A 23,247-nucleotide genomic window follows, 5' to 3' on the forward strand; every position below is an offset into this window, starting at 1 on the left:
CTCCCGGGCCTCAGCCCGCGTCGAGCTGCTCCTCTGCGGCGATGGCCGCTGCCAGAGCCGTGTCGAGCCGCTTCTGCGCCTCACCGTACGCCGCGAAGTCGCCCGCGGCCAGAGCCGCCTGGCCGTCCTTCATGGCCTGGCTCGCGTCGGAGAGCGCCTTGTCGAGCGCCGCACGGGCGTCCCCGCTCGGCGCATCCGTCGGCGCGGGCGCCGGGCTGGCCGGAGGGGTGGCCGTCGGCTCCGAGGTGGGCGCGTCCGTGGCGCCCTCCTCGGGGGTCGGCTCGACGCCAGCCTCAGGATCGGTGCCGACGTCGCCGGCATTGGTGCCGGAGTCTCCGCCGAACACCTGGTCCAGTGCCTCGTCCAGCGTCGGGGCGAACCCGATCTGGTCGCCGAAGGCCACGAGCACCCGCTGCAGCAGCGGGAACTGCGTGCCGCTCGAGGACTGCACGTACACGGGCTGCACGTACAGCAGGCCGCCGCCGACGGGCAGGGTCAGCAGGTTGCCTCGGACCACGGCCGAGTTGGCCTGCTGCAGCAGGTTGAGCTGCTGCGAGACGGTCGGGTCGGCGCTGAAGTTGTTGTTCACCTGGCCCGGCCCGGGCACCGTCGAGTCACGGGGCAGCTCGAGAAGCCGCAGCTTGCCGTAGCCCTCCGCGACCTTGCCGGCCTCGGTCCCCGCCTCCGCGTCGACCGCCAAGAAGCCGGTGAGCACGTTGCGCTGGTTGGTGCCGGCTGGGATGAACGTGGACATCAACGAGAACGTCGCCGCGTCCTGGTCCGGCATCTTCAGCGTCAGGTAGTACGGCGGCTGGGCCACCTGCTGGTCGCCGAGCGTCGGGTCGTTCGGGTTCGCCCAGAAGTCGCCACCGGAGAAGAACTGCGTGGCGTCCTGCACGTGGTAGCGGGTGAGCAGGTTCCGCTGCACCTTGAACAGGTCCTCGGGGTACCGGATGTGGCTCATCAGCTCGCTGCTGATGTCCTCGACCGACGACAGCGACGTGGGGAACACCTTGTTCCAGGCCTGCAGCACCGGGTCCTCGGTGTCCCACGCGTACAGCTTCACCGAGCCGTCGTAGGCGTCGACCGTGGCCTTGACCGAGTTGCGGATGTAATTGACCTTGGCCGGCTCGAGGGCCTCGATGGACGCCGAGCGGGCCGTGAGCGAGTCCGTCGTGGCGTCCTCGAGGGACCGCGAGGCTGCGTACGGGTACTGGTCGGACGTCGTGTAGCCGTCCACGATCCACACCACGCGGTTGTCGACGACGGCGGGGTACACCCGGCCGTCGAGCGTCAGGTACGGGGCGACCTTCTCCACGCGGGTGCGCGGGTCACGGTCGTACAGGATCTGCGACTCGTCGGTCACCCGGTCCGAGAAGACGATCTGCTCGGAGCCGAACTTGATCGCGTAGAGGAGCTGGTTGAGCGGGGTGCCGATGCTCGGGCCGGCCTCGACCTCGTGGGTCGGGAAGCTGGTGTTGACCTGACCGCCAGGGGCCGAGTCGTCCGGGTAGTCGAGCTCCCACTCCTGGTTGTCGGGCGAGCCGACGATCGAGTAGCTGGGCGACTTGGGGCTGAAGTAGATCCGCTCCTCGTACTCCCCCATCTCGCCGGAGGACGGGATGCCCCCCTCCCAGAACGCGGGGGCGCCACGGGCGCCGGTCGTGTTGCCGTAGGCGGCCACCACGCCGAAGCCGTGCGTGTACACGGTGTGGTCGTTGATCCAGTTGCGCTGCGCGTCGTTGATGCCGCTGAGCTCGAGCTCACGGACGGCGATCACCGTGTCGCGGCTCTCGTTGTTGATCGTGTACCGGTCCACGGACAGGGTGTCCGCGAACGAGTAGTAGCCCTTGTTCTGCTGGAGCTGCTTGAACGACGGGCTGACGATCTGCGGGTCGAGCAGCCGGATCGACGCCGTGGTGTCCGCGTCGGAGCGCAGCGCGCCCTTCTCGGCGGTGACCTCGGCGTCGTACTCGGCGGTCTCCACGCCGTCGAGCCCGAACGCGTCGAGCGTGGCGTCGATGTTGCGCTGGATGAACTCCGCCTCGGCGTCCTGCTGGTTCGGGGTCACCTGGAACCGCTGCACGATGGCGGGGTAGACCCCGCCCACGGCGATCGCGGAGACGACCATGAGCCCGACGCCGATCGCCGGCAGGCGCCACGTGCCGCGCACGGCCGTCACGATGAAGAGGATGGCCACGAACACCGCGACCCCCGCCAGGATGCCCTTGGCCGGGATGACCGCGTTGACGTCGGTGAACGAGGCGCCCTCGAACTTGTCGCCCTCACGCGTCAGCACCGAGTACCGGTCGAGCCAGTAGTTCGCGGCGATGAGCAGCATGAGCGCGGCGCCCGTCACGGAGACCTGGATGCGCGCGGCCCGCGTGGTGCGGGGCCCCTGGACACCGCCGCCGATCCGCAGGCCGCCGTAGAGGTACTGCGTGGCGATCCCGGCGATGCCGGCCAGGATGACCACGGCCATCAGGAACGACACGATGAAGCGCAGGCCGGGAAGCGTGAACAGGTAGAACGACAGGTCCAGGCCGTACTGCGGGTCGACCTTGCCGACGGTCACGCTGTTCATCCAGAGCTGGATGGTGGCCCACTGCTGCGAGGCGGCGCCGCCCGCGAACAGCCCGAGCACGGCGGGCGCGGCGATCATCACGACGCGCCGCAGCGGCTCGATGGCCTCGCGGTACTGGTCGAGGTTCGCCTGCTCCTGCGTGGACGGCGCGTAGACCGGGCGCGAGCGATACGCGAAGCGCAGGCTCGCGAAGACCGTTCCGCCCATGACGAGGAAGCCCAGGAGGAACAGCACCAGGCGGGAGCCCCACTCGGTGCGGATGACCTCGATGTAGCCGAGCTGCTGGAACCAGAGGAACTCGGTCCAGACGTTCGCGGCGATGAGCAGCAGCACGACCAGCGCCGCGAGGACGATGACCGTGGGGATCAGCGGGCCCCGGCGCTCCCGTGGCGGTTGGGGACGGCCCGGTCGGGTGGGCGGTTGAGCGAAAGTCACAGGTTCAGGGTCCTCGTCGTCAGCTGGGTCGGGTGTGCACGTTGCTCCGTGAACGACCCGCGCCGCCCGCGGGTTCCCGGGGGTGCCCCTAGGTTGCCATGCGGAGATGGGACGATGGCCCGATGACTGACGCCACTTCCGTCGCCGCCCAGCTCGCCCTCGCCGAGGCCGTCCGCGAGATCGAGCGCCACGTCGCCACCGGGGGGTGGGACGGACCGGCGCGCGTCTTCGCGCTGGTGCGCACCGCGAGCGCCCTCGCCGCCGAGCCGGGCCTGGCCGACCAGCTGCCCGCGGACGTGGTGGCCCGGGCGGGCGTCGAGCCGCAGCACCTGACGTCGATCGAGCAGGAAGGGCTGCCCGCGGCTGAGGACCTCGAGGAGCTGCTCGGCGGGATCACCTGGCCGTCCACGGTCGACGGAGCCGCGGTGACCGTCGAGCGCGTCGTGCTGCCGCCCGCCGCCGAGGAGGCCATGCCCGCGGACCCCGACGAGGCGCTGGCCTACCTCATGGGACACCCGGACCGGCAGGACGTGCGCATCGCCGTGGGCGTGCTGCGCGACGGCCCGGCGTGGTGCGCCGTGCGGACCCGGGCGAACGACGCCGACGACGCCGTCGGCGAGGGCTCGGATGTGGTGCCCGGACTGGTGGAGGCGCTGCGCTCCACCCTGGAGTGAGCCCGGTCTGAGCCCTGCTCAGGAGGTGCAGGACGGCAGGTCGTCGGCCTGCCCGGCGCCGATCGCGACGACGGCCTCACGCGCCTCGTGCAGGGTCTCGACCTTCACCACGCGCAGGCCGTCGGGCACGTGGCCGGTCACCTCGTCGCAGTTCGCGGCCGGCGCGAGGAACCACTCGGCGCCGTCGCGGCGGGCGCCGGCCAGCTTCTGCTGGATGCCGCCGATGGCGCCGACGCGGCCCACCGAGTCGATGGTGCCGGTGCCGGCGATGATCGCGCCGTTCGCCTCGTCCTCGGGCGTGAGCCGGTCGATGATCCCCAGCGCGAACATCGTGCCGGCGCTCGATCCGCCGATGTCCTCGATCTTGATGGACACGTCCACCGGCAGGTCGAACTGCGGGTCGATGTACACGCCGAGCTGGCTGCCGCCGCCCTCGCGCTCCGCCGTGACGACGTCCAGGTCGACGGGCTGGCCGTCGCGCAGCACGCCGAGCCGCACCGTGGAGCCCGGCGCCGTCTGGAAGAGCCGGTCGACCAGCTGGGAGTAGGTCGTGAGCGGCTGGCCGTCCATCGACACCAGCACGTCGTCCTCCTGGACGATGCCCTCGGCGCCGCTGCCCTCGGTGGTGCCAGCGATCGTCATGGTCGCCGGCACCTCGTAGCCGAGCTCCTCGAGGGCGGCCACGGTGGCGTTCTCCTGGGAGGACACCATCGCCGCCTCGTTGCTCTGGTCGAACTCGTCCTGGGAGACGTCGGGCGGGAACACCAGCTCCACGGGCCGCACGGCGGTGGAGCCCTTGAACCATCCGGCCACCACGCTCACCAGGTTCGACGGGTAGCCGGGCCGACCGGTGGTAGACACGGTGGTCAGCAGCAGCTGGCCGGTCGCGTCGTAGGTCTCCGCGCCCTCAATGGTGATGAGCGGCTCCCCCGCGTGCTCGCCCAGGGTGTCCCGCGTGGGACCGGGCGAGCTCACCGCGTACGGGGCGGGCAGCAGGGCGAGCACCGCCAGCAGGACGGCCGAGGCCAGCATCGACACCGAGAGGGTGATCGATCGCGTGCTGGGCGCGGGCGGGTCGGCGGGAGAGTCCGGGGCCGTGGTGGGCTCGTCATGCACCGGCACATCATCCCCCACACCGCCGAGAGGCATCCTCACGGGCGCCGTCGGGCGCGGGCACGGCGCCAGACGGCCGCCGTGCCGATCATGGCGACCGCGGCCCCGGCGGCGCCGACCGCCGCCGCGTCGCGCGCCCCGAGCCGGCGGCCGGCCAACGCCGTGCGGCCCTGCACCCCCTCGAGCAGCACGTCCAGGCACTCCGGCCCGGACCACTGCGGCTCCCACCCGGCGGCGAGCAGCCCCGCGCTCGTCACGGTCCACGGGTAGACAGTGAAGGCGAGCTCGGCGGCGGGGGCGGGCAGCGCGCCCACCCGGTGCAGGCGCTCCGCGGCGCCGAACGCGGTGACCGCCGCGAGCTCGACGCGGCGCATGTCAGCGGCCTCCTCGACCTCGCGCGCCGACAGCAGGTCCGGGCTCCCCACGGTGAGCCGCCCGCCCAGCCGCTGCTCGAGCACCAGCGCCACCGCGGCGCCCAGGTCGTCGACGTGCACGAACTGCCACTCACGCTCGACGCCCCGCACGGTCAGCAGCCGCGGCGCCTCGAAGTGGCGGGTCACCATCGTGTCGACGGCCGGGCCCACCACCGGCGCCGGCCGCAGCACCGTGAGCAGCGGGCCGCCACGTCGACGGGCTCCCCGGGCCACCGCGTGCTCGACGGCCAGCAGGTCGCCGGCCACCCCGTCGCCGAGCGCCGCCGCGTCGGCCAGCGGGGCCTCGTCCCCCAGCGGCGCCTGCTCGGGCGCGGCGCCCAGCACCATCGCGGACGTCACCACCACGACGTGCGGCGTCCGCGCGGCACGGGCGCCGGCCAGCACCCGCTCGGCGTCGGCCACCGCGGCGGCGCGCCGTCCGGCCGGCGGCTCGGCCAACGTCGCGGCGAGGTCCCCGGTGTGCGCCACCAGCACCACCGCGTCGGCTCCCGCGAAGGCGGCGCCGGGGTCGTCCTCGGGCGCCCGGTCGAGCATCCTGACCACCCCGCCGGCCCGGGCCGAGAGCGCCGCGGCCACGCCTGTGGGCACCGGGCCGCGGCCCACCACCACGAGCTCGCGGGGGGTTCTGCGCGCGTCCTCGCGGAGGCTGCGCCCTGAGCGAACCTGTGCCTGCACCGTCCCTCGATCCTCGCGGCGTGTGGTTACCGTTGACGGACACCTCGGCCCATCGTCCCAGGAGCATGCCGATGAGCAGCGACCGCCCCGCCGATCCCTTCCCCGAAGGTGACGGCGCGCCCGAATGGGAACAGCTCCTGCGCCAGATGTTCGGCGCCGACTCGGACGAGGCGATGCGCCAGCTGCGCGCCCAGGGCATGGACCCCGCAGCCCTGGCCGCCGCCTCCGGACTGCCGAACGACCCGCAGCTGCTGGGCCAGGTCCTCGCCCAGGTGCAGCGGATGCTCGCCGCCTCGAGTGAGGGCGCCGTCAACTGGGACCTCGCGCACGATGTCGCCCGGCAGGCCGCGGTCGCCGAGGGCGACCCGTCCGTCACATCGCAGCAGGCCCGTCAGATCACCGAGGCCCTGTCGGTGGCCGAGCTGTGGCTCGACGCCGCGACCGACCTCCCGCCCGGCGGCGGGCCGGCACGCGCGCTCAGCCGCTCCGAGTGGGTCGAGCTGACCCTGCCGGCGTGGCGCAACCTCACCGAGCCGATCGCGTCGTCCCTGACCGAGGCGCTCGCCGAGGCCCTGGCCGACAGCCTCCCGGAGGACATGTCGAGCGACCTGGAGCCGGGCGCGCCGCGTGCCGTCGGGCCGCTGGGCGACGTCTCTGGGCCTCGCCAGATCGTCCGGCAGCTGGGGTCGGCGGTCTTCGGGATGCAGGTCGGGCAGGCTGCCGGCACGCTCTCGCGGGAGGTCTTCGGGCTGACCGACATCGGGGTCCCGCTCGTCCAGGAGCCGTCGACCGCACTGGCCCCGGCCAACGTTGACGCCTTCGCCGAGGGCCTCGACGTGCCGATCGAGGAGGTCCGGCTCTTCCTCGCGCTCCGTGAGGCCGCCCACGCGCGGCTGTTCACGCACGTGTCGTGGCTGCGCGGCCACCTGCTGAGCGCGGTCGACGCGTACGCGCGCGGCATCAGCATCGACGTCGAGAGCCTCGACGAGGCGGTGCGCTCGATCGATCCCACCGATCCCGGGGCGCTGCAGTCTGCGATCTCCGGCGGTGTGTTCGCCCCGCAGACCACCCCGCAGCAGCAGGCAGCCCTGTCCCGGCTCGAGACGGCGCTCGCCCTCGTCGAGGGCTGGGTCGACGAGGTCACCGCCATGGCGGCCCTGCCCCACCTACCGCACGCCATGGCCCTGCGCGAGATGATCCGCCGCCGCCGCGCTGCTGGCGGCCCCGCCGAGCAGACGTTCGCGACGCTGGTCGGGCTCGAGCTGCGTCCGCGTCGCTCGCGCGACGCCGCGACGCTGTGGGCCCGGATCACCGCCGACGGCGGGCCCGAGGCCCGTGACGCCGTGTGGGACCACCCGGACCTGCTGCCGACCACCGAGGACCTGGACGACCCGCAGGGCTACGCCCGGCGCACGGCCGAGCACCGGGACGAGCACGCCGATGTGGACCGCGCCCTGGCCGAGATCTTCGGCGAGGAGGCGGCCCGCGAGTCGTCCGACGCCGCGGACGCCGCCGCCCAGGACGAGGCTCCCGGCCCTGGCCGCCCGGGACCGGACGACGAGCAGGAGGCCGGGCCCGAGGAGCCGACGGCCCGCTGACCCCGGACGACGCGGCCACCACCCGGCGCCGGGGCCGCCGTCAGTTCTGCTGCTCCAGGTCACCGGGCGTGGGATCGTCCGCGGCCTCAGCGTCGGCGACGGGATCCTCCAGGGGACGGCCAGCGTCGTCGGCGTGCTCCTCGCCGTACGAGTAGCCCTCCAGGAACCCTCGGGCTCGCGCGGTGCGGGGGTAGGCGTCGAGCTCGGCCCAGAACTCCGGGCCGTGGCCGGCGTGCAGCAGGTGCGCGAGCTCATGCAGCAGCACGTAGTCAAGGACCCAACTCGGCATGCCGCGCAGCCGGTCGGAGATCCGGATGGTCCGGTCGGACGGGGTGCACGATCCCCATCGACGGCCCTGGTTCGATGACCACACCACGCTCGCCGGCTCGGCCCTCCCGGACAGGTAGCGGGCGGACAGGTCCACCGCGCGCTGCATCAACTCCGCGTCCGAGGGGCGCCGCCGGCGCTCCTGGTTCGCGAGCCGCGCGAGCATCCGCGCGACCCACTCGCGCTCCTGCGCCCGGGTGAACCGCGCCGGGATCGCCACGATGGTGCGGTCGCCCTCGCGGTAGGCGGTGACGGTCCGCAGCCGCTTGCGGGACCGGCGCACCTCGACCGGGCCGTGGGCGTCGACGATCGCGGCCGCGGCCGACCCGACGTCTGGCGCACGGCCGGCGCGAGGGCGCACCTGCTCGGCAGGGTGCTCGCTGGACGGCTGCACGCCAGCACCGTAGCGGCTGCGGCGCTCTGGGCGCCCCCGCTCGTCATCATCCGCCCGATCCAGGCGGCGTTAGGCGGTTCGTCACACTCCACGCGGGGGACGTGTTCGGCGCGCCTCGGGGAACAGCCACTGCTGGACAACCACACGGTTTACTGTGGCCGTGCTCGCGCCGAGGGATCCCCCCACGCACCGGCCGGGCCGCCGGCCCTGCGCGTACCGCCGCCGGTGACCAGACATCGCGAGGAGACAGTCATGGCCGAGAAGTACACCGGTGAGTTCTACTGCGTGAAGTGCAAGGAGAAGCGCGAGACCGAGGGAGACGTCGTTGTCTCCGAGTCGGGCCGCAAGATGGCCAAGGGCATCTGCCCGGTGTGCGGCACCAAGCTGAACCGGATCCTCGGCAAGGCCTGATCTCCGCGAACGCCTCCACGGGGCGCCCTCCTTCGGGATGGCGCCCCGTCGGCGTCTCCGGCGCGATCACCCGCACCGGCGCCTGTGGACGACGGCCGGGCCGGCGCTCCCCGCCTGCCAGGGTGGGCGGACCCTGGCGTGGAGCCGGGCGCGGACCCGCCTGGGAGCCCGCGGCGAGCAGGAGGAGAGAGCGCATGCGGCTGCGTCCCGGACTGCGGGTGCTGAGACGTGGTCCGGCAGAGGTGCAGATCGGCGCCGACCCCCGCTGGGCGGTACGCCTCGTTGACCTGCCCGCCTCGGAGGTCGACCTGCTGCTCACCCTCGACCACGGCGGCGACCTCCACGCCCTGGTCGGCTCCGCCGGGCGCCATGGCGTCTCCTCGGCTCGGGCGGACCGTCTCACCGACGCGCTGCGCTCTGCGCGCCTCACCTCCGACGGCGCACGGCGCTCGGGCCCGCCCTTACGGCCAGGGGCCGCCGCAGAGGTCGAGGCATGGACGCTGCTGCGAGAGGACGGCGACGGCGCCGCGCAGGTCCGCGCCCGGGCGGCCCGCTCCGTCGGCGTGGTCGGCCTGGGACGCGTCGGCCTCGGCGCCGCGCTCACACTCGCCACCGCAGGGGTGGGCGTCATCCTGCTCGACGACGACTCCTGGGTGACGTCCCTGGACGTGGGACCCTCCGGCTACCGGGTCAGCGACGTCGGCGGGCCGCGGCTCGTCGCAGCCGCCCGCGCCATCCGGGACATCTCCCCCGAGACGCGGCTCGCCCTTCCGCCAGGGCGAGCCCCGGACGTGATCCTGCATGTCGAGCATGGCGCGGCCGACCCGGCCACGGCCGTCGCCCTCATCGCGAGCGGCGTCACGCACCTGTCGGTGGTGCTGCGCGAGGCCGACGCCTGCGTCGGCCCCTTCGTCGTCCCCGGCCAGGGCCCCTGCCTCAGGTGCCTGGACCTGCACCGCGCCGACGCGGACCCCGCGTGGCCGACCGTGGCCGCCCAACTCGTCATGGCGCCGCCCCGCGGCATGCCGACCGCTGGGGAGCCCGGCGTCCTCGCCGGTGTCTGCGCTGCCCTGGCGGCCGCCGAGGTGCTGGCCCACCTGGACGGCAGGACCCCGCGCACCTGCGGCAGCACGATCGAGGTGGCGATGCCCGACGTGCTGCCGCGACTCCGCGAGTGGGAGGCGCACCCGCAGTGCGGATGCGCCTCCCTGCCCCCTGCCTCGCCCCCTGCGCCCGCCGTCACGCCTCCCGACGGCGCATAGCCGTGGTGAGGCGCGACGCGGGAGACGTCAGGCGGCCGGTGCCGCGCTCTTGCGCGGGCGTCCCCGCCCGCGCTTGACCGCGACGACGGCGCCTGCGACGAAGACCTCCCCGCCCCAGACCCCCCAGGGCTCCGCCCGCTCAAGGGCCCCGGCGAGGCAGCCCTCGACGATCGGGCAGGTGCGGCACATGGCCTTGGCCTGCTCCACCTGGGCGGTCTGCTCGGCGAACCAGAGCTCGGGGTCGTTCGAACGGCACGGGATCAGGCCCGCCACCATCCGGTCGAACTGCTGCTGGTCGTCCGCCGTGGTGGGCGCCGGCGCGAGGGGCCACGGGCCTGATCCGCCCTGGTTCACCGTGTCGAGCAGCGACGTGAGCCGCACGATGTCCTCCTGATATGTCGAGCTGGTGAGCGTGATGCGAGGTTCCGGAGCCCCGGGACCTACGCCGCTCCCCGGTGCATCAGGGGAAAGACGAAGGCCGCGGTGTCCGAGTGAGGACTCCGCGGCCTGAGATCGGTCTGTTCAGACCGTCAGGTGGGTGGTGCGGAGTCGTGCGGGTTGCCTGCAAGAGCAGTCCCGTAAGCGCGGCGCCGGACGGCACGCGCCTCGAGTGCCGAGGCGCCGAGAGCCGTCACGCCACGACGGGCGGTCATGCCGAGAGCGGCCGCCGGGCCGAAGCCGGCGGACGTGTCGAGGGCAGACCACTCCTGGCGGACGCCGAAGATGGGCGCGGCGGGACGCGGCGTGAACGCGATCATGGTGATCGCGTTGCGCTTCTTGGTCTCCATCAGTGCACCCACCTCCTCTCCGCTCGGGCCGCTGCCTCTTCGGCGCGGCCCTCCTCCAGGGACGACAGACAGGTTATGGGGCTTTCTCGGAGGGGCACAACTCATTTATCCACGAGTGTGCGCACGAGTTCTCGAAGGCGTTCCCGGGCGCGCTCTCCAGCACACCCCGCTCCACGCGGGGAGGGCCTCTAGCGGGACTCCCCGCCGGCGACGATCGACAGCAATGTCGCCCCGAACCGGTCGATCTTCGCCGGGCCGATGCCGTTGACCCGCGCCAGCTCCGCGATCGAGGCGGGGCGCCGGGCCGCGATGCCCATGAGCGCGGCCTCGTTCAGCACCGTGTAGGCAGGCTTCGCGGTCTCGGTGGCCACGGACGCGCGCCACTCCATGAGCCGCGCGAGCAGGTCCCGGTCGACGTCCTCGGGCGGGACGGGTGACGGGTGCCGTGCGATCCGCGGCGCCGGGCGGTCGTCACCGGCCCACAGCCCGTCCAGGAACCGGGTGCGTCGACGCGAGGCGCGGCCGCCGGGGTTCCGGGAACGGGCGTAGGACAGCTCGAGATGCTCCCGCGCCCGCGTGATGCCGACGTACAGCAGCCGGCGCTCCTCGGCGATGGCCGCGTCCGTCTCCGCGAGCGAGATGGGCATCAGCCCTTCGCTCATCCCCGCGAGGAAGACCGCGTCCCACTCGAGGCCCTTCGCGGCGTGCAACGACGCCAGGGTGACTCCCTCGACGGTGGGGGCGTGCTGGGTCGACGCGCGCTCGTCGAGCTCGGCGACGAGGTCCGGGAGCATCGCCTGCCGTCCCTCGCGCTCAGCGGCCGCGGCCAGGTCGTCCGCGAGCGCCACGAGCGCCTGCATGGCGTCCCACCGCTCGCGCGCTGCGCCGCGGGCCGCGGGCGGCTCCGGCGCCCAGCCGACCGTCAGGAGCACGTCGCGCGCCAGCTGCGGCATGGGCTCGTCGGCGCCGGCCGCACGGCCGGCGCCGCGCAGCAGCAAGATCGCGTCGCGCACGTCCCGGCGGGCGAAGAACCGGTCGCCGCCGCGCACCTGGTACCCGATGCCTGCGGAGGCGAGCGCCTGCTCGATCGGCTCCGACTGCGCGTTGGTCCGGTAGAGCACCGCGATCTCGCTGGGGCGGGTCCCCGCGGCGATCAGCTTCCCGATCCGGGCGGCGATGCCGGAGGCCTCGGCGTCGTCGTCGTCGTACGCCACGTACCCCACGGGCGGCCCCGCCGGCCGGTGGGCGACGAGCTCGAGCGGCGCGTGGCCGCCCGCCTTCCCGCGCGGGGCCTTCGCGAGCAGCCGGTTGGCGAGCCCCACGACCTGCGGCGTCGACCGGTAGTCCCGGACCAGGCGCACCACCTGGGCCTGGGGGTGGGTGCGGGAGAAGGTGAGCAGGTGGTGCGGCGTGGCGCCCGTGAACGAGTAGATCGTCTGGCTGGGGTCGCCCACCACGCAGATCTCCTTGCGGCCGCCCAGCCACTGGTCCAGCAGGAACTGCTGCAGCGGCGAGACGTCCTGGTACTCGTCGACCACGAAGTGCCGGTACTGGGCGCGGACCTCCGCGGCGACGTCGCCGCGGCTCTCCAGCAACGCGGCGAGCAGCAGCAGCACGTCCTCGAAGTCGATGACCCCGCGCTCGGTCTTGACCTGCTCGTAGACGTCGAGCAGCCGTGCCACGGCCTGCCGGTCGAAGCCGGCGGGCGCGGGACGGTCCAGCGCGGTGCTGGCGCGCACATAGTCGTCCTGGGTGACCAGGGAGACCTTCGACCACTCGATCTCGGAGGCGAGGTCGCGCACCCCGATCCGATCGACGGCCAGGTTGAGGCGCTGGGCGGCCTCCGCGACCACCGGGGCCTTGTGCTCGAGGATCCGCGGGGGCGCGCCGCCGACCACCTTGGGCCAGAAGAAGCCGAGCTGGCGCAACGCGGCGGCGTGGAACGTGCGGGCCTGCACCCCGGCGACCCCCAGGTCCCGCAGCCGGGTGCGCATCTCCCCCGCGGCCCGGGCCGTGAACGTCACGGCGAGCACCGAGGTGGGCCGGTAGACGCCCGTGCGCACCCCGTAGGCGATGCGGTGGGTGATGGCCCGGGTCTTTCCGGTGCCGGCTCCCGCGAGAACGCACACCGGACCGGTCAGGGCGAGGGCCACCTCACGCTGGTCGGGGTCGAGGGCATCGAGAAGGTCGTCGGCAGACATCGTCACCGATTGTCTCAGCCCGCGCCGACGTCGCCGCCGCGCCCTGCACAGCCCACCGGGCTCGCCCGCGTCGCGGCAGCCCACCAGGCCGGTGGCGGAACAGACGAGGACGCCCGCGCGTTGACCTGCGACAAGGCGACGACGCCCCCGCACGACGACCCAGCCGGGCGCGGCATGATGGCGCCCGCATCCCCCACGGGTCATCCAGAGAACAGAGGACGCATGAGCACGCAGGCCCCCGACGCCGGGACGATCACGATGTACTCGACCACCTGGTGCGGCTACTGCCGCCGCCTCAAGACCCAGCTCGACTCCGCGGGCATCGCCTACACCGAGGTCAACATCGAGGAGCACCCCGACGCGGCGGCGTTCGTCGAGAAGGCCAACGGCGGCAACCAGACCGTCCCGACCGTCCTGTTCCCGGACGGCACCTCGGCGACCAACCCGTCCCTGGCCGAGGTGCGCTCCCGCCTGGGCCTCTGACGCCCGGGCGTCACAGCGCGTCGGGCAGCTCCGAGCCGTACCACTCCTCGATCAGGGCACGGGCGATCGAGGTGCGGCTCGGCAGTTGCACCGAGCCCGATCGCACGGCGGCCCGCAGCTCGAGGCGCGCGAACCACCGTGCCTCCGTGACCTCCTCGCCGTCCACCGTGATGTCGGTCGACAAGGCCGTGGCGCGGAAGCCCAGCATCAGCGAGGCGGGGAACGGCCACGGCTGGCTCCCCCGGTACTCGACGTCGCCGACGACCACGCCCGTCTCCTCGCGCACCTCGCGTCGCACGGCGTGCTCGATCGACTCGCCGGGCTCGACGAAGCCCGCGAGGGTCGAGAACCGGTTCACCGGCCAGAGCGCGCCATGCCCCAGCAGCAATCGGTCCGCGTCGTCGACCACGGCCATGATCACGGCCGGGTCCGTGCGCGGGTAGTGCTCGCTGCCGTCCTCCACGCAGCGGCGCGTCCAGCCGCCGCTCTCGGGCCGGGTCGGCGCGCCGCAGCGCGGGCAGTTCCGGTGAAGCGCGTGCCACCCCTCGAGCGCGACCGCCGTCGTCGCCAAGCCCGCGTCACGCGCGGAGAGGTCGACGCCCACGTCGCGTAGCGGCGTCCACCGGTCCCCGCCGAGCAGCACCGCCGTCGCCCGATCGGAGACCAGGCGGGCCAGGTACGCGACGGCGCCCTCGGGCCGCGACTCGTGCGGGGCGAGGCCGGGAAGCCCGTCCACGTCGTCGTACCCGAGGAAGACCCACCCCTCGGAGTAGCCGCCTCCTGGTGCGAGCACCGCGGCCTCGCCCGGGCCGAGCAGCATCAGCTCGGGCCGGCCACGCGGGCCCACGCGGGTGGCGACGGACCCGGAGTGCACCAGCAGCACACGGGTGGTCGGATTGGTCAGCAGCGAGGACATCAGGCCCGGGCGCGACCTGACGTCCGCTGCCCGGTCCGTGCGGGTCCGGGCCAGGGGGAGCTCGGCGGCATTCACCCCGTCACGGTACGCGGACCCCGCTAGGCGGTTCATCCGCGCGCGCCTCAATCGCCCATTCGCGACATCCCAGACACGCCCGTGGGCGTGCCGCTCACCGAGCCGGGGCGCCGCCTAGGCTGAGCGGGTGCCACGCTCCCCTCTTGCCCTCGCCGCCCTGGCGACGGTCGCCGTGCCCGGCCTCGACGCCTACAACGCCTATCCCGCCGCCGGGACGGGTGGCGACTACGACGCTGCCGTCGTCATCGACTCGACCAGCCGGCGCTGGGTGGTGCGAGCACCCGTCCACCCCGCGGCCGGCGCCGCCCTGGAGGCGGAGGTCGAGCTGCTTGAAGCGCTCGCCGCAGAGGTCGACGCGGAGCGCCTGCCGTTCGACGTCCCCCGCACCACCGGGTTCGCGCACCTGCCCGAGGGCGGCCGTGCGGTCGTCTACCCCGAGGTGCCGGGCACACCGCTGCGCTTGGAGACGCTCGGCCCGGGTCCCGGCCTCGCCGCGTCGCTCGGCCGGGCCATCGCCGCGCTGCACGAGCTCCCGACGTCCCTGGTCGAGAACGCGGGCCTGCCGGTGTACGACGCCGAGGCCTACCGTCGCCGCCGCCAGTCCGAGGTGGACGAGGCCGCGCGCACGGGCAAGGTCCCGCCGTCGCTGCTGCGGCGCTGGGAGGAGCGCCTCGAGGACGTCGCGATGTGGCGGTTCCGCCCCACGATCGTCCACGGCGACCTCACCACCGAGCACGTCCTGACCGCCGGCGGCGCGGTGACCGGGATCCTCGACTGGAGCGACGCGAAGGTGGCCGACCCGGCCGACGACCTGTCGTGGCTGCTGGTGGCCGCCCCGCAGGAGGCCGTGGACTCCATCATGGAGGCCTACCAGCTGCGCCGCACCGAGCTCATCGACCCGCACCTCGCCGAGCGCGCGCTGCTCGCCGGCGAGCTGGCCCTCGCCCGCTGGCTGCTCTACGGGGTGCGCTCTGGCCAGGACGACGTCGTGGCGGACGCGGTGCAGATGCTCGTCGAGCTGGACGCCCACACGCAGGAGCCCGAGGGCGCCGACGCGCTGAGCTGACGCCCGACCCGCATCGGCCTCAGACCTGCCGGGCGGCTGCCACAGTCGACACGGCAGCCTCGGCGCCGTCCCCCGCGGTCTCGCGGCGTGCGGCGGCGGCCTCGAGCAACGCGGTGATCTCGTGCTCGTCGAGGAGCCGCTCAGGGCGCACCGTCCGTCCGGCGCCCACGTAGCAGAACGCCGCGCTGACCCGGTCCAAAGGCGTGCCCTTCCACCGCGACCACGCGAGCCGGTACACGGCGAGCTGCAGCTCCCGGGCCGCGGCGGCGAGCGGGTCGGTGGGCGGCGCGCCGGTCTTCCAGTCGACGACGACCACGGCGTCGTCCAGCTCCGGGTGCTCGGGGTCGCGGAACACTGCGTCCACCCGGGAGCGCAGGACGTACCCCGCGACGACGGTCTCGATGTCGACCTCGACCTCGAGGGGCGTGCGCTGCGCCCACTCGGTGGCCAAGAACGCCTCGCGCAGCGCGCGCTGGTCGGCGTCCACGGGCACCGAGTCGTCGTCGGCGCCCGGCAGGTCGTCGAGGTCGACCAGCGCCGAGGACCCGAACCAGCCCTCGACCCAGGCGTGGAACGCGGTGCCGCGGCGGGCCTGCGGCGACGGTTCGAGGGGCACGGGCCGGCGCAGCGCCCGCGCGAACTCCTGCGGGTCGGAGGCGAGGCGCACGACTGCGGACGCGGACAAGTGCGCGGGCAGCTCGACGTCGGTCGACGGCCGCTGGGCGCCCTCGCGCTCCCGCAGGAGCAGCTCGGCGGTGCGGTCCCACCGCGTCCCCGCGTCGACGACGGCGCCGCCAGGCTCGGTCACGGCCCCCGCGGCCATCTTCGCGCGGACAGCGGCGGCGGCCGACTCGACAGCGGCACGCCGCGACCCGCCGTGGGCGCTGCCCCGCGTGAACGGGTCCGCGGGCCACACCGGGGGCTGCTCGCCGGACTCGCGCGGGCTGGTGGCGCCGGCCTCGGGCTCCGCCGCCCAGCCCGCGTCCTCGACGAGTCCTGCCTCGACGAGCTCGGTGAGGAAGATCGACGGCGGTCGCGGGCGTTGCGCCTCGCCCCACCAGGCTCCGGTCAAGAGCAGCGCCGACCGCGCGCGGGTCAGCGCCACGTAGGCCAGGCGCCGCTCCTCGGCGACCTGGTGGTCGCCGGACGCCTGCTCGAACAGGCGCCGCCGCTCCTCGAGGTCCTTGGGGTCGGCCGCGCCAGCGCACTCGAGCGTCGGCAGGTCGGCGCGGTCCCCGCGCAGCGGATAGGGCAGCGTGCCGAGCCCGGACAGCCACCCGGAGTCGCGTGGCCCGTCCTTGCCGGACGTCCGGATCGCCGGCAGCCCGCCGTCCACCATGCCCGCGACCGCCACGATGTCCCACTCCAGGCCCTTGGCCGCATGGATCGTGATGAGCTGGACCGCGTCGGGATCGGGTTCGGCGACGGGCATGTCGAGGCCCCGCTCGTGGGACTCCGCGGCGGCGAGCCACGCCAGGAAGGCGCCCAGCGTGGGGCTGTCGGCGTTGTCGGAGAACCGCACGGCGACGTCCCGGAACGCGTCGAGGTGCGCGCGGGCGCGGCCCGCGGACATCCCGGCGCGCGCGGCGACCTCGATGTCGAGGCCGAGCAGCCGCTCGGCCTCCCCGACGAGCTCGGGCAGTGACAGGTAGGTGTGGGCGCGCAGCACGCGCAGCAACTGGCTGAGCTCGGCGAGCCGCGTGCGGGCCGTCTCGCTGAGCGACCTGCCCGACGGGCTCGCCCAGCCCGGCGGCGGCAGTTGGTCGAGCGCGTCGACGATGCTCCGCTCGTCCACCACGTCGCCCTCGAGCACCACGTCCTGCTGGTCGACCGCGGGCGCCCGGCGGCGCCCCAGCCCGGCGGCGAGCTCGGCGGACCACGCGGCCAGGGCGTGCAGGTCGGCGGCGCCCAACCGCGTGCGCGCGCCGGTGAGCAGCCGCATCAGCGCGTCGCCTCGGGAGGGGTCGTGCGCCGCCTGCAGCGCGGCCACGAGGTCGACGACCTCGGGGGCGGAGAGCAGCCCGCCGAGCCCCACGACCTCGACCGGCAGCCCTTCCTCGCGCAGCGCGCGGCCGAGGGCCGTGAACTGGGAGCGCTTGCGGCACAACACCGCGGCCGTCACCCGCGCGGACCCAGGGCCCGCGGGGCGCCAGCGCCGGGCGAGGAATCGGGCCACCGCGGCGGCCTCCTCCTCGACGGTCGCGGCGACGTGGGCGAGCACCTGGCCGCGACCCGCGCCTGGGCGGACGGCGAGCTCGGGCACCTCCACCCGGGTGCTCGCCCGCCGCAGCGGCGTCGCCACCTGGTTCGCCGCGGCGAGGATCGCCTCGTCGTTGCGCCACGACGTGGACAGCTGGTGCACGTCGGCCGGGCGCCGGTCCCCGGAGCCCGGGTCCACGATGGGGAAGGTCTCGGGAAACCGCTCGAGCCCGCCGGCGCTCGCCCCACGCCAGCCGTAGATCGACTGGTGGGGGTCGCCGACGGCCGTGACGGGGTGGCCGGCGCCGAAGAGCGCGGCGAGCAGGCTGAGCTGGGCGTAGGACGTGTCCTGGTACTCGTCGAGCAGGACCACCGCGAAGCGGGCCCGCTCCCCGGCGCCGACCTCGGGCACGTCCCGGGCCAGGCGGGCGGCGAGGGCGACCTGGTCCCCGAAGTCGAGGGCGTCGGCAGCCCGCTTGCGCCGGCGGTAGTCCTCGACGAGGTCGAGCACCCTGCTGCGCTCCCCCAGCGACCCGAGCAGCTTCTGCACGGCCGCGTAGTGCGCCCGGGGAGGCTCCCCCGGCGGGGTGGCGCCGATGGCCTCGATGATGTCCTCGATGCCGGCCTGCGCCTGCGCCGGGGTGAGCAGGTGCTCGTCCAGCGCCCCCGAGAGGCTGAGCACGGCCTCGACGACGGTCGAGACGGCCGCCTCGGTGTCGAGGTCCCCGGTCCACGACTCGACGACCTCGGACGCGAGCTGCCACTGGGCGGCCTCGCCCAAGAGCCGCGACGTCGGCTCGATGCCGAGCCGCATGGCGTGGTCGGTGACCAAGGACGCGGCGTAGGAGTTGTACGTCGAGATGGTGGGCCGGGCCAGGTCGAGAAGACCCGCCCCCTGCTCGGCGGCGGCGAGCCCTGGCAGGACGATCCCGGAGTGGGCGGCGGCGCGGGCCAGGTGGCGCAGCCGGTGGCGGACGCGGTCCCCCAGCTCGCCGGCGGCCTTGCGGGTGAAGGTCAGGCCCAGCACCTGCTCGGGCGCCACGACGCCGTTGGCGATCAGCCAGACGACCCGGCCGGCCATCGTCTCGGTCTTGCCGGAGCCTGCTCCGGCCACCACGAGGGACGGGCGCAGGGGCGCCTCGATGACGGCGGTCTGCTCCGCCGTGGGGGCGGGCTTGCCGAGCATCTCGGCGATCGCCGCCGCGGAGAGCGCCACGGAGGACGGCGAGTCGGCGGCGGGCATGGCGGGCATCACGGTGCTCATTCGACCACCTGCGCGCCCTCGTCCTGCGCGGGGCAGGATCGCCGCACCGGGCACCGCGAGCACAGGTCGTTCGCCGACGCGGTGAACGTCGACCCCGCCATCTGCTCGGCGACGTCCTCGATCAGGGTCCGCGCCCAGGTGGACCCGTCCTCCTGCTGCTCGAGCGGCGGCTGCACCCGCAGCGTGGGTCCCTTGGCGACGTCGGACACGAACACGAGCTGCGCCCCCGCGCTCCGGGCGCCCGGCGGAAGGCCGTCGAACGCGCCCGAGTCGACCGCGAGCTGGTAGGCCCCGAGCTGCGCGTTCTCCTCCGCCTTGGCCACCGACGGCGCGCTGCGACCGGTCTTGAGGTCGCTCACCCGCACGAGCGGCGCCTCGTCCGGGCCGCCGTCGGAGGCGAGCTCGACGCGGTCCACGCTGCCGCGCACCACGGCGCGGTCCAGCTCGAGCTCGAACCGGCCCTCGACCAGGAGCGGCTCCCCTGACGAGCGCACGTACTGCGCGAGCCGCCGGATCATGCCCTCGGCCCGGCGGCGCTGCACCATCGCGGGCCATCCCGTGCCGAGGCCGAGCTCGGCCCAGCGGCGGTCGAGCTCGGCCAGGAGCTCGTCGTGGGAGCCGTGCGGGTAGGTCTGCGCGATGGCGTGCACCAGCGTGCCGAGCGACTGCCCGGAGCTCTCGGCCGCGGTGCCGCCCGCCGCCTCGAGGGCCCACCGCAGGGCGCAGGTCGAGGCGGTCTCGACCTTCGACGGGGACACCGGCACCTTCTCTCCCTCGGGCCACAGCGGCGCGTCGCACGACGGCTCGGCCAGGCCGTGCCACTGGGCGGGGTCGGCGCCTTCGACGCCCTCCCGGGCGAGCCGGGCCAGCAGCGTGGCCGCGGCGGGGTCGGGCTGCCCGCCCACCGCCGTGGCCTCCAGGTGGGCGCGGAGCTGCGCGACGAGCCCACGCAGGTCGAGCGGCGCGGGGCTCATCACCTTGCGGGGGTCCACGTCCGCCTCGCACGGGTCGACGAGCTCGACGAACGGCGACGGCTGGGTGTCCGCGTCCGCCACCGCCGTGACGAGCAGGGCGTCCCTCGCCCGGGAGACCGCCACCGCGAACGAGCGCAGCTCGTCGGCGAGCACCGCCGCGCGGGCGCCCGCGCCGAGCTGCCCGGCGTCCGGCTCCCGCCCCGCGAGGACCTCCACGAGCGTCTGCGCGCCGAGCAGCGAGTCCCGCAGCCGCAGGTCCGGCCACACACCGTCCTGCACGCCGGCGACGACCACCGTGTCCCACTCCCGGCCGGCCGCCCCGGCCGGGGTGAGCACCGCGACGGCGTCACGGTGAGCCCGCGCGGCGATCGTGTCGGCGGGGAGGTCTTGGGACAGCACCCAGTCCACGAACGCCCCGGGCGGCGCCTGAGGCAGGCGGTCGACGAAGGTCTCCGCCGCCCGGAACAGCGCGAGGACCGCGTCGAGGTCCCGATCGGCGCGGGCGCTCGACGCGCCGCCCGCGAGCGCGGCCCTGCGCCACGTGTCGGAGAGCCCGGTGGCGTGCCACAACGCCCAGAGCACGGTCTGCGGGTCGGCGGTGGGCGCGAGCGCCGCGGCGCGACCGGCGGCGAGCACCTCGGCCAGCCGGAGCACGGGCCGGCGCACCACGGCGGGCAGCGTGGCGGCGTGCGCCGGGTCGGCCAGCACCTCGGCGAGCAGGGCGTCGCTGCTGCGCCCGCCACCGCCGTCGATCTCCTCGGTGCGGAGCGCTCGGCGGACCCGGCGCAGTCCCACGGCGTCGAGGCCGCCCAGGGGCGAGCACAGCAGCCGGGCCGCGGCCTCGGGGTCGAGCGGGGCGGCTGTGCCGTCCGCGGCGGGCAGCACGCAGCGCACCGCCTCGAGCAGCGGCCGCACCGCGGGCTCCTCCCGCAGCGGGACGTCGCTGCCGAGCACGGCCACCGGGACTCCGGCGCCGGCCAGGGCCCGGCGCAGAGCGGTCACCTGCGACCCGGACCGGGCGATCACGGCCATCCGCTCCCAGGCGACGCCGCGCTCCAGGTGGGCGCTGCGCAGCGCGTGCGCGACGTACGCCGACTCCTGCGCCGCGCTCGGCAGGATGGCCACGCGCGCGAGGCCGGGGGCCCGGCGCTCGCCGACGCCCGCCTGGACGCCGTCTGGTCCGGCGCCTGAAGCGCCCTCTGCCCGCACGGTGGCATCGGCGGCCTCCGGGCCGACGGCCTGCGCGCGCCGGTGTGCCACCGCCCCGAGGGCGCCCACGCGCGACGTCACCGCCGAGACGACCTCGCGGAGCCGCTCGCCATGCCGCCACACCGTGCCGAGGACGAGCCGCTCGGCGCCCAGCTCGCCGGGCCCGTCGCCGTCGACCGTCGCGCGGGCGACGAGTGCTGGGCTGGCGCCGCGGAATCCCTGGACAGCCACGTCGGGGTCGCCGAGCAGCAGCAGCCGGGAGCCGTCGTCGGCCAGCACCCGCAGCAGCCGCGCCGTCGCCGCGGTGCTCTCCTGGTGGTCGTCCACCACGACCAGCCGCCAGCGTGGCCGCGGAGCGGCGGCGACCTCGTCGTCCCAGGCCAGGAGCGCCTCGGACGCCTCGTCGACCACCACAGCGGGGTCGTGCCGGGCGCCCATGTCTGGCGTGCCCGCACGCAGCAGCGTGACGTCGAGGTACTCCTGGTAGAGCCCGGCGGCGGCCACCCAGGCCGGCCGGTCGTGGCGCGCGCCCAGCTCGGCGAGGTCGACAGGCATGAGGCCGCGCTCGGCCGCGCGCATCAGCAGGTCCCGCAGCTCGTCGCGGAAGGCGCGCAAGCCCAGGGCCTCGGGGGGGACGGCGGCCGGCCACTCGAGGGCGGCGCCCTCGCCCTCGGCATGACCGGCGAGCAGCTCGGCGAGCAGCAGGTCCTGCTCAGGGCCGGAGATCAGCGTGGGCGGCGGGTCGCCCAGCAGCGCGGCCCGGGCCCGCAGCACCGCGAAGGCAGCGGCGGGAGCGGTGCGCACCATGGCCTGGCCAGAGGTGAGCCGCAGCCGAGCGGAGAGCCTGTCCCGCAGCTCTGCCGCGGCGCGGCGGCTCGCGGCCAGGACCAGCACGTCCTCCGGCGCGAGGCCGCCCGCGGCCATGGCGGCCACGACGGCCTCGACCGCGACGGTGGTCTTCCCCGTCCCCGGCGCGCCCAGCACGAGCAGAGCGGCCGACCGGCCGGCGACGACCGCGTCGACCACCGCGCGCTGGTCGGGGTCGAGCACGGGCCCGGCCGAGGCCGCCGCCTCGGCGAGCGCCGGGCGCACGAGCCGCAGCGCGGTGGGGGTGGGGCGGTTCACGGGTCGATCACATCACGGCCCGCTGACATCGCGGGAAGCCGCGCCCCGGCACGCTCAGACGTCGTTCGCGGGCCACGGGTTCGGCAGGCAGGGCGACATGGGCCCGGTCTGCTGCTGCATCAGCGGGGCGACCTGCCCAGCGCCGCCGCAGTACTCGTGGCGGTGGCCGAGGATGTGCCCGACCTCGTGGTTCACCAGGTACTGGCGGTAGCCGACCTTGTCGCCACCCCATGACTGGGAGCCTTCGACCCAGCGCAGGTAGTTGAGCACGGCATGGCCCTTGATGCCGCAAGACACCTTGCCGACGGTCTCGAGCGGCGCGCACATCTCGTCGACCAGGTCGGGCGAGGCGAGCACCACCCGCAGGTCCGCGTCGCCGTCTGTGCGGGCGAACGTGATCGATCCGTCGGCGCCCCAGCCGCGCGGGTCGTTGAGCGTGCTCATGACGGTGTGCGCGAACAGCCCGAGGTCGACGTCAAGGCCTGCCTCGACCTCGATGCGAATGGTGCGGACCTGGCCGGGCCCCGGCGCCGGCTGGGCTCCCGGGACGACGACCAGGGCCCCACCAGCCGCGCGGGGCACGTCGAGGGAGAGCAGCCCGGCCGCCACGTCGCTCTCCGCCAGTCCCGAGCCAGGGGCCGGCAGCTCCGCGGCGCCGTCGCCGAGCAGCACCTCGGCGGGAGGGTCGTCGATCTCGGCCGATGCCCCCTGCGCGGGGTCGGACGGCAGCTCGGCGCGGTCCGCGCTGCGCGACGCGGACTCGGAGCGCACCAGGTCGGCCCAATCGACGGACGGCTCGGCGAGCGGTGGCTGCTGCGGAGGGCGGAGCCTCTCGAGCCCGCCAGCGGGCCCGAGCCAGCCGCCCGCGCCGCCCAGCGCCACCGCGACGGCGACGGTCGTGAGCACGGCGCGCCGGCGCCGCCGCCTCGCGCGCGCAGCGGCGCGGCGGGTCCCTGCCCGGGTCGTCCCGGACTCCTCGAGCGCGGCCATCGGCACATCTTCGCACCTTGGCGGAGGCGCCGTGGCTACGATCACAGAGT

General features: G+C 74.9%; 17 protein-coding genes. 6 read left to right on the plus strand and 11 right to left on the minus strand.

Annotated elements, in window-relative coordinates; all coding sequences use genetic code 11:
- Positions 1-10: 10 nt before the first annotated feature.
- Positions 11-3,019 (minus strand): UPF0182 family membrane protein, encoded by a 3,009-nt coding sequence (locus tag NP064_RS12880; RefSeq protein WP_227570470.1) that lies wholly within the window; start codon positions 3,017-3,019, stop codon positions 11-13.
- Positions 3,020-3,141: 122 nt separating this feature from the next.
- On the opposite strand from NP064_RS12880, the gene NP064_RS12885 reads away from it, so the two are divergent.
- Positions 3,142-3,693: a PPA1309 family protein gene (locus NP064_RS12885; protein WP_227570469.1), complete on the plus strand. Its 552-nt coding sequence runs from the start codon at positions 3,142-3,144 to the stop codon at positions 3,691-3,693.
- 18 nt (positions 3,694-3,711) lie between these two features.
- Here NP064_RS12885 and NP064_RS12890 read toward each other — a convergent pair whose 3' ends face one another.
- Together NP064_RS12890 and NP064_RS12895 are read right to left on the minus strand one after the other, a co-directional pair.
- Positions 3,712-4,809, minus strand: a complete 1,098-nt coding sequence (locus NP064_RS12890; RefSeq protein WP_227570468.1) for a YlbL family protein — start codon at positions 4,807-4,809, stop codon at positions 3,712-3,714.
- Positions 4,810-4,844: 35 nt separating this feature from the next.
- A complete protein-coding gene (locus NP064_RS12895; protein ID WP_227570467.1) occupies positions 4,845-5,915 on the minus strand; it encodes an NAD-dependent epimerase/dehydratase family protein in 1,071 nt (356 codons plus the stop codon).
- Positions 5,916-5,986: 71 nt separating this feature from the next.
- Between NP064_RS12895 and NP064_RS12900 the strand changes: the two genes are divergently transcribed.
- Positions 5,987-7,513: a zinc-dependent metalloprotease gene (locus NP064_RS12900; RefSeq protein ID WP_227570466.1), complete on the plus strand. Its 1,527-nt coding sequence runs from the start codon at positions 5,987-5,989 to the stop codon at positions 7,511-7,513.
- 40 nt (positions 7,514-7,553) lie between these two features.
- Here NP064_RS12900 and NP064_RS12905 read toward each other — a convergent pair whose 3' ends face one another.
- On the minus strand, positions 7,554-8,150 hold the full coding sequence (locus NP064_RS12905) for a SprT-like domain-containing protein (protein WP_227570494.1): 597 nt from the start codon (positions 8,148-8,150) through the stop codon (positions 7,554-7,556).
- Between the two features lie 336 nt (positions 8,151-8,486).
- Between NP064_RS12905 and NP064_RS12910 the strand changes: the two genes are divergently transcribed.
- Positions 8,487-8,645 carry a DUF5679 domain-containing protein gene (locus NP064_RS12910; RefSeq protein ID WP_108723739.1) on the plus strand — a complete coding sequence of 53 codons (159 nt, stop codon included), beginning with the start codon at positions 8,487-8,489 and terminating at the stop codon, positions 8,643-8,645.
- A gap of 194 nt (positions 8,646-8,839) precedes the next feature.
- Positions 8,840-9,907 carry a ThiF family adenylyltransferase gene (locus NP064_RS12915; protein WP_227570465.1) on the plus strand — a complete coding sequence of 356 codons (1,068 nt, stop codon included), beginning with the start codon at positions 8,840-8,842 and terminating at the stop codon, positions 9,905-9,907.
- A 27-nt stretch (positions 9,908-9,934) separates the two neighbouring features.
- Here NP064_RS12915 and NP064_RS12920 read toward each other — a convergent pair whose 3' ends face one another.
- The 3 genes from NP064_RS12920 to NP064_RS12930 all read right to left on the minus strand — a co-directional run bounded on the left by NP064_RS12920 (position 9,935) and on the right by NP064_RS12930 (position 12,896).
- Entirely contained in the window at positions 9,935-10,288 is a 354-nt protein-coding gene (locus NP064_RS12920) for a WhiB family transcriptional regulator (RefSeq protein WP_284439671.1), read from the minus strand.
- A 149-nt stretch (positions 10,289-10,437) separates the two neighbouring features.
- Positions 10,438-10,695 carry a hypothetical protein gene (locus NP064_RS12925; RefSeq protein ID WP_227570464.1) on the minus strand — a complete coding sequence of 86 codons (258 nt, stop codon included), beginning with the start codon at positions 10,693-10,695 and terminating at the stop codon, positions 10,438-10,440.
- Positions 10,696-10,883: 188 nt separating this feature from the next.
- The gene (locus tag NP064_RS12930; protein ID WP_255624080.1) at positions 10,884-12,896 is read right to left on the minus strand and encodes an ATP-dependent helicase; all 2,013 of its coding nucleotides are present in this window, start codon (positions 12,894-12,896) and stop codon (positions 10,884-10,886) included.
- Between the two features lie 222 nt (positions 12,897-13,118).
- On the opposite strand from NP064_RS12930, the gene NP064_RS12935 reads away from it, so the two are divergent.
- Positions 13,119-13,379, plus strand: a complete 261-nt coding sequence (locus tag NP064_RS12935; protein ID WP_227570462.1) for a mycoredoxin — start codon at positions 13,119-13,121, stop codon at positions 13,377-13,379.
- 10 nt (positions 13,380-13,389) lie between these two features.
- Here the strand turns inward: NP064_RS12935 and nudC are convergent, their stop codons facing one another.
- Positions 13,390-14,370: an NAD(+) diphosphatase gene (gene nudC, locus NP064_RS12940; RefSeq protein WP_256813615.1), complete on the minus strand. Its 981-nt coding sequence runs from the start codon at positions 14,368-14,370 to the stop codon at positions 13,390-13,392.
- Positions 14,371-14,497: 127 nt separating this feature from the next.
- On the opposite strand from nudC, the gene NP064_RS12945 reads away from it, so the two are divergent.
- The gene (locus NP064_RS12945) at positions 14,498-15,436 is read left to right on the plus strand and encodes a macrolide 2'-phosphotransferase (RefSeq protein ID WP_227570460.1); all 939 of its coding nucleotides are present in this window, start codon (positions 14,498-14,500) and stop codon (positions 15,434-15,436) included.
- A gap of 19 nt (positions 15,437-15,455) precedes the next feature.
- Here the strand turns inward: NP064_RS12945 and NP064_RS12950 are convergent, their stop codons facing one another.
- The 3 genes from NP064_RS12950 to NP064_RS12960 are packed head-to-tail and all read right to left on the minus strand — an operon-like array spanning position 15,456 to position 23,197.
- Positions 15,456-18,899, minus strand: coding sequence for an ATP-dependent helicase (locus NP064_RS12950; protein WP_227570459.1), 3,444 nt, complete (start codon positions 18,897-18,899; stop codon positions 15,456-15,458).
- Positions 18,896-22,207, minus strand: a complete 3,312-nt coding sequence (locus tag NP064_RS12955; RefSeq protein WP_227570458.1) for an ATP-dependent helicase — start codon at positions 22,205-22,207, stop codon at positions 18,896-18,898. The genes NP064_RS12950 and NP064_RS12955 overlap by 4 nt, the downstream gene beginning before the upstream one ends.
- Positions 22,208-22,261: 54 nt before the next feature.
- Positions 22,262-23,197, minus strand: a complete 936-nt coding sequence (locus tag NP064_RS12960) for a DUF3152 domain-containing protein (RefSeq protein WP_227570457.1) — start codon at positions 23,195-23,197, stop codon at positions 22,262-22,264.
- Between the last annotated feature and the right edge of the window lie 50 nt (positions 23,198-23,247).

It is taken from the genome of Cellulomonas chengniuliangii, assembly GCF_024508335.1.
Taxonomy (GTDB): Bacteria; Actinomycetota; Actinomycetes; order Actinomycetales; family Cellulomonadaceae; genus Cellulomonas_A; species Cellulomonas_A chengniuliangii.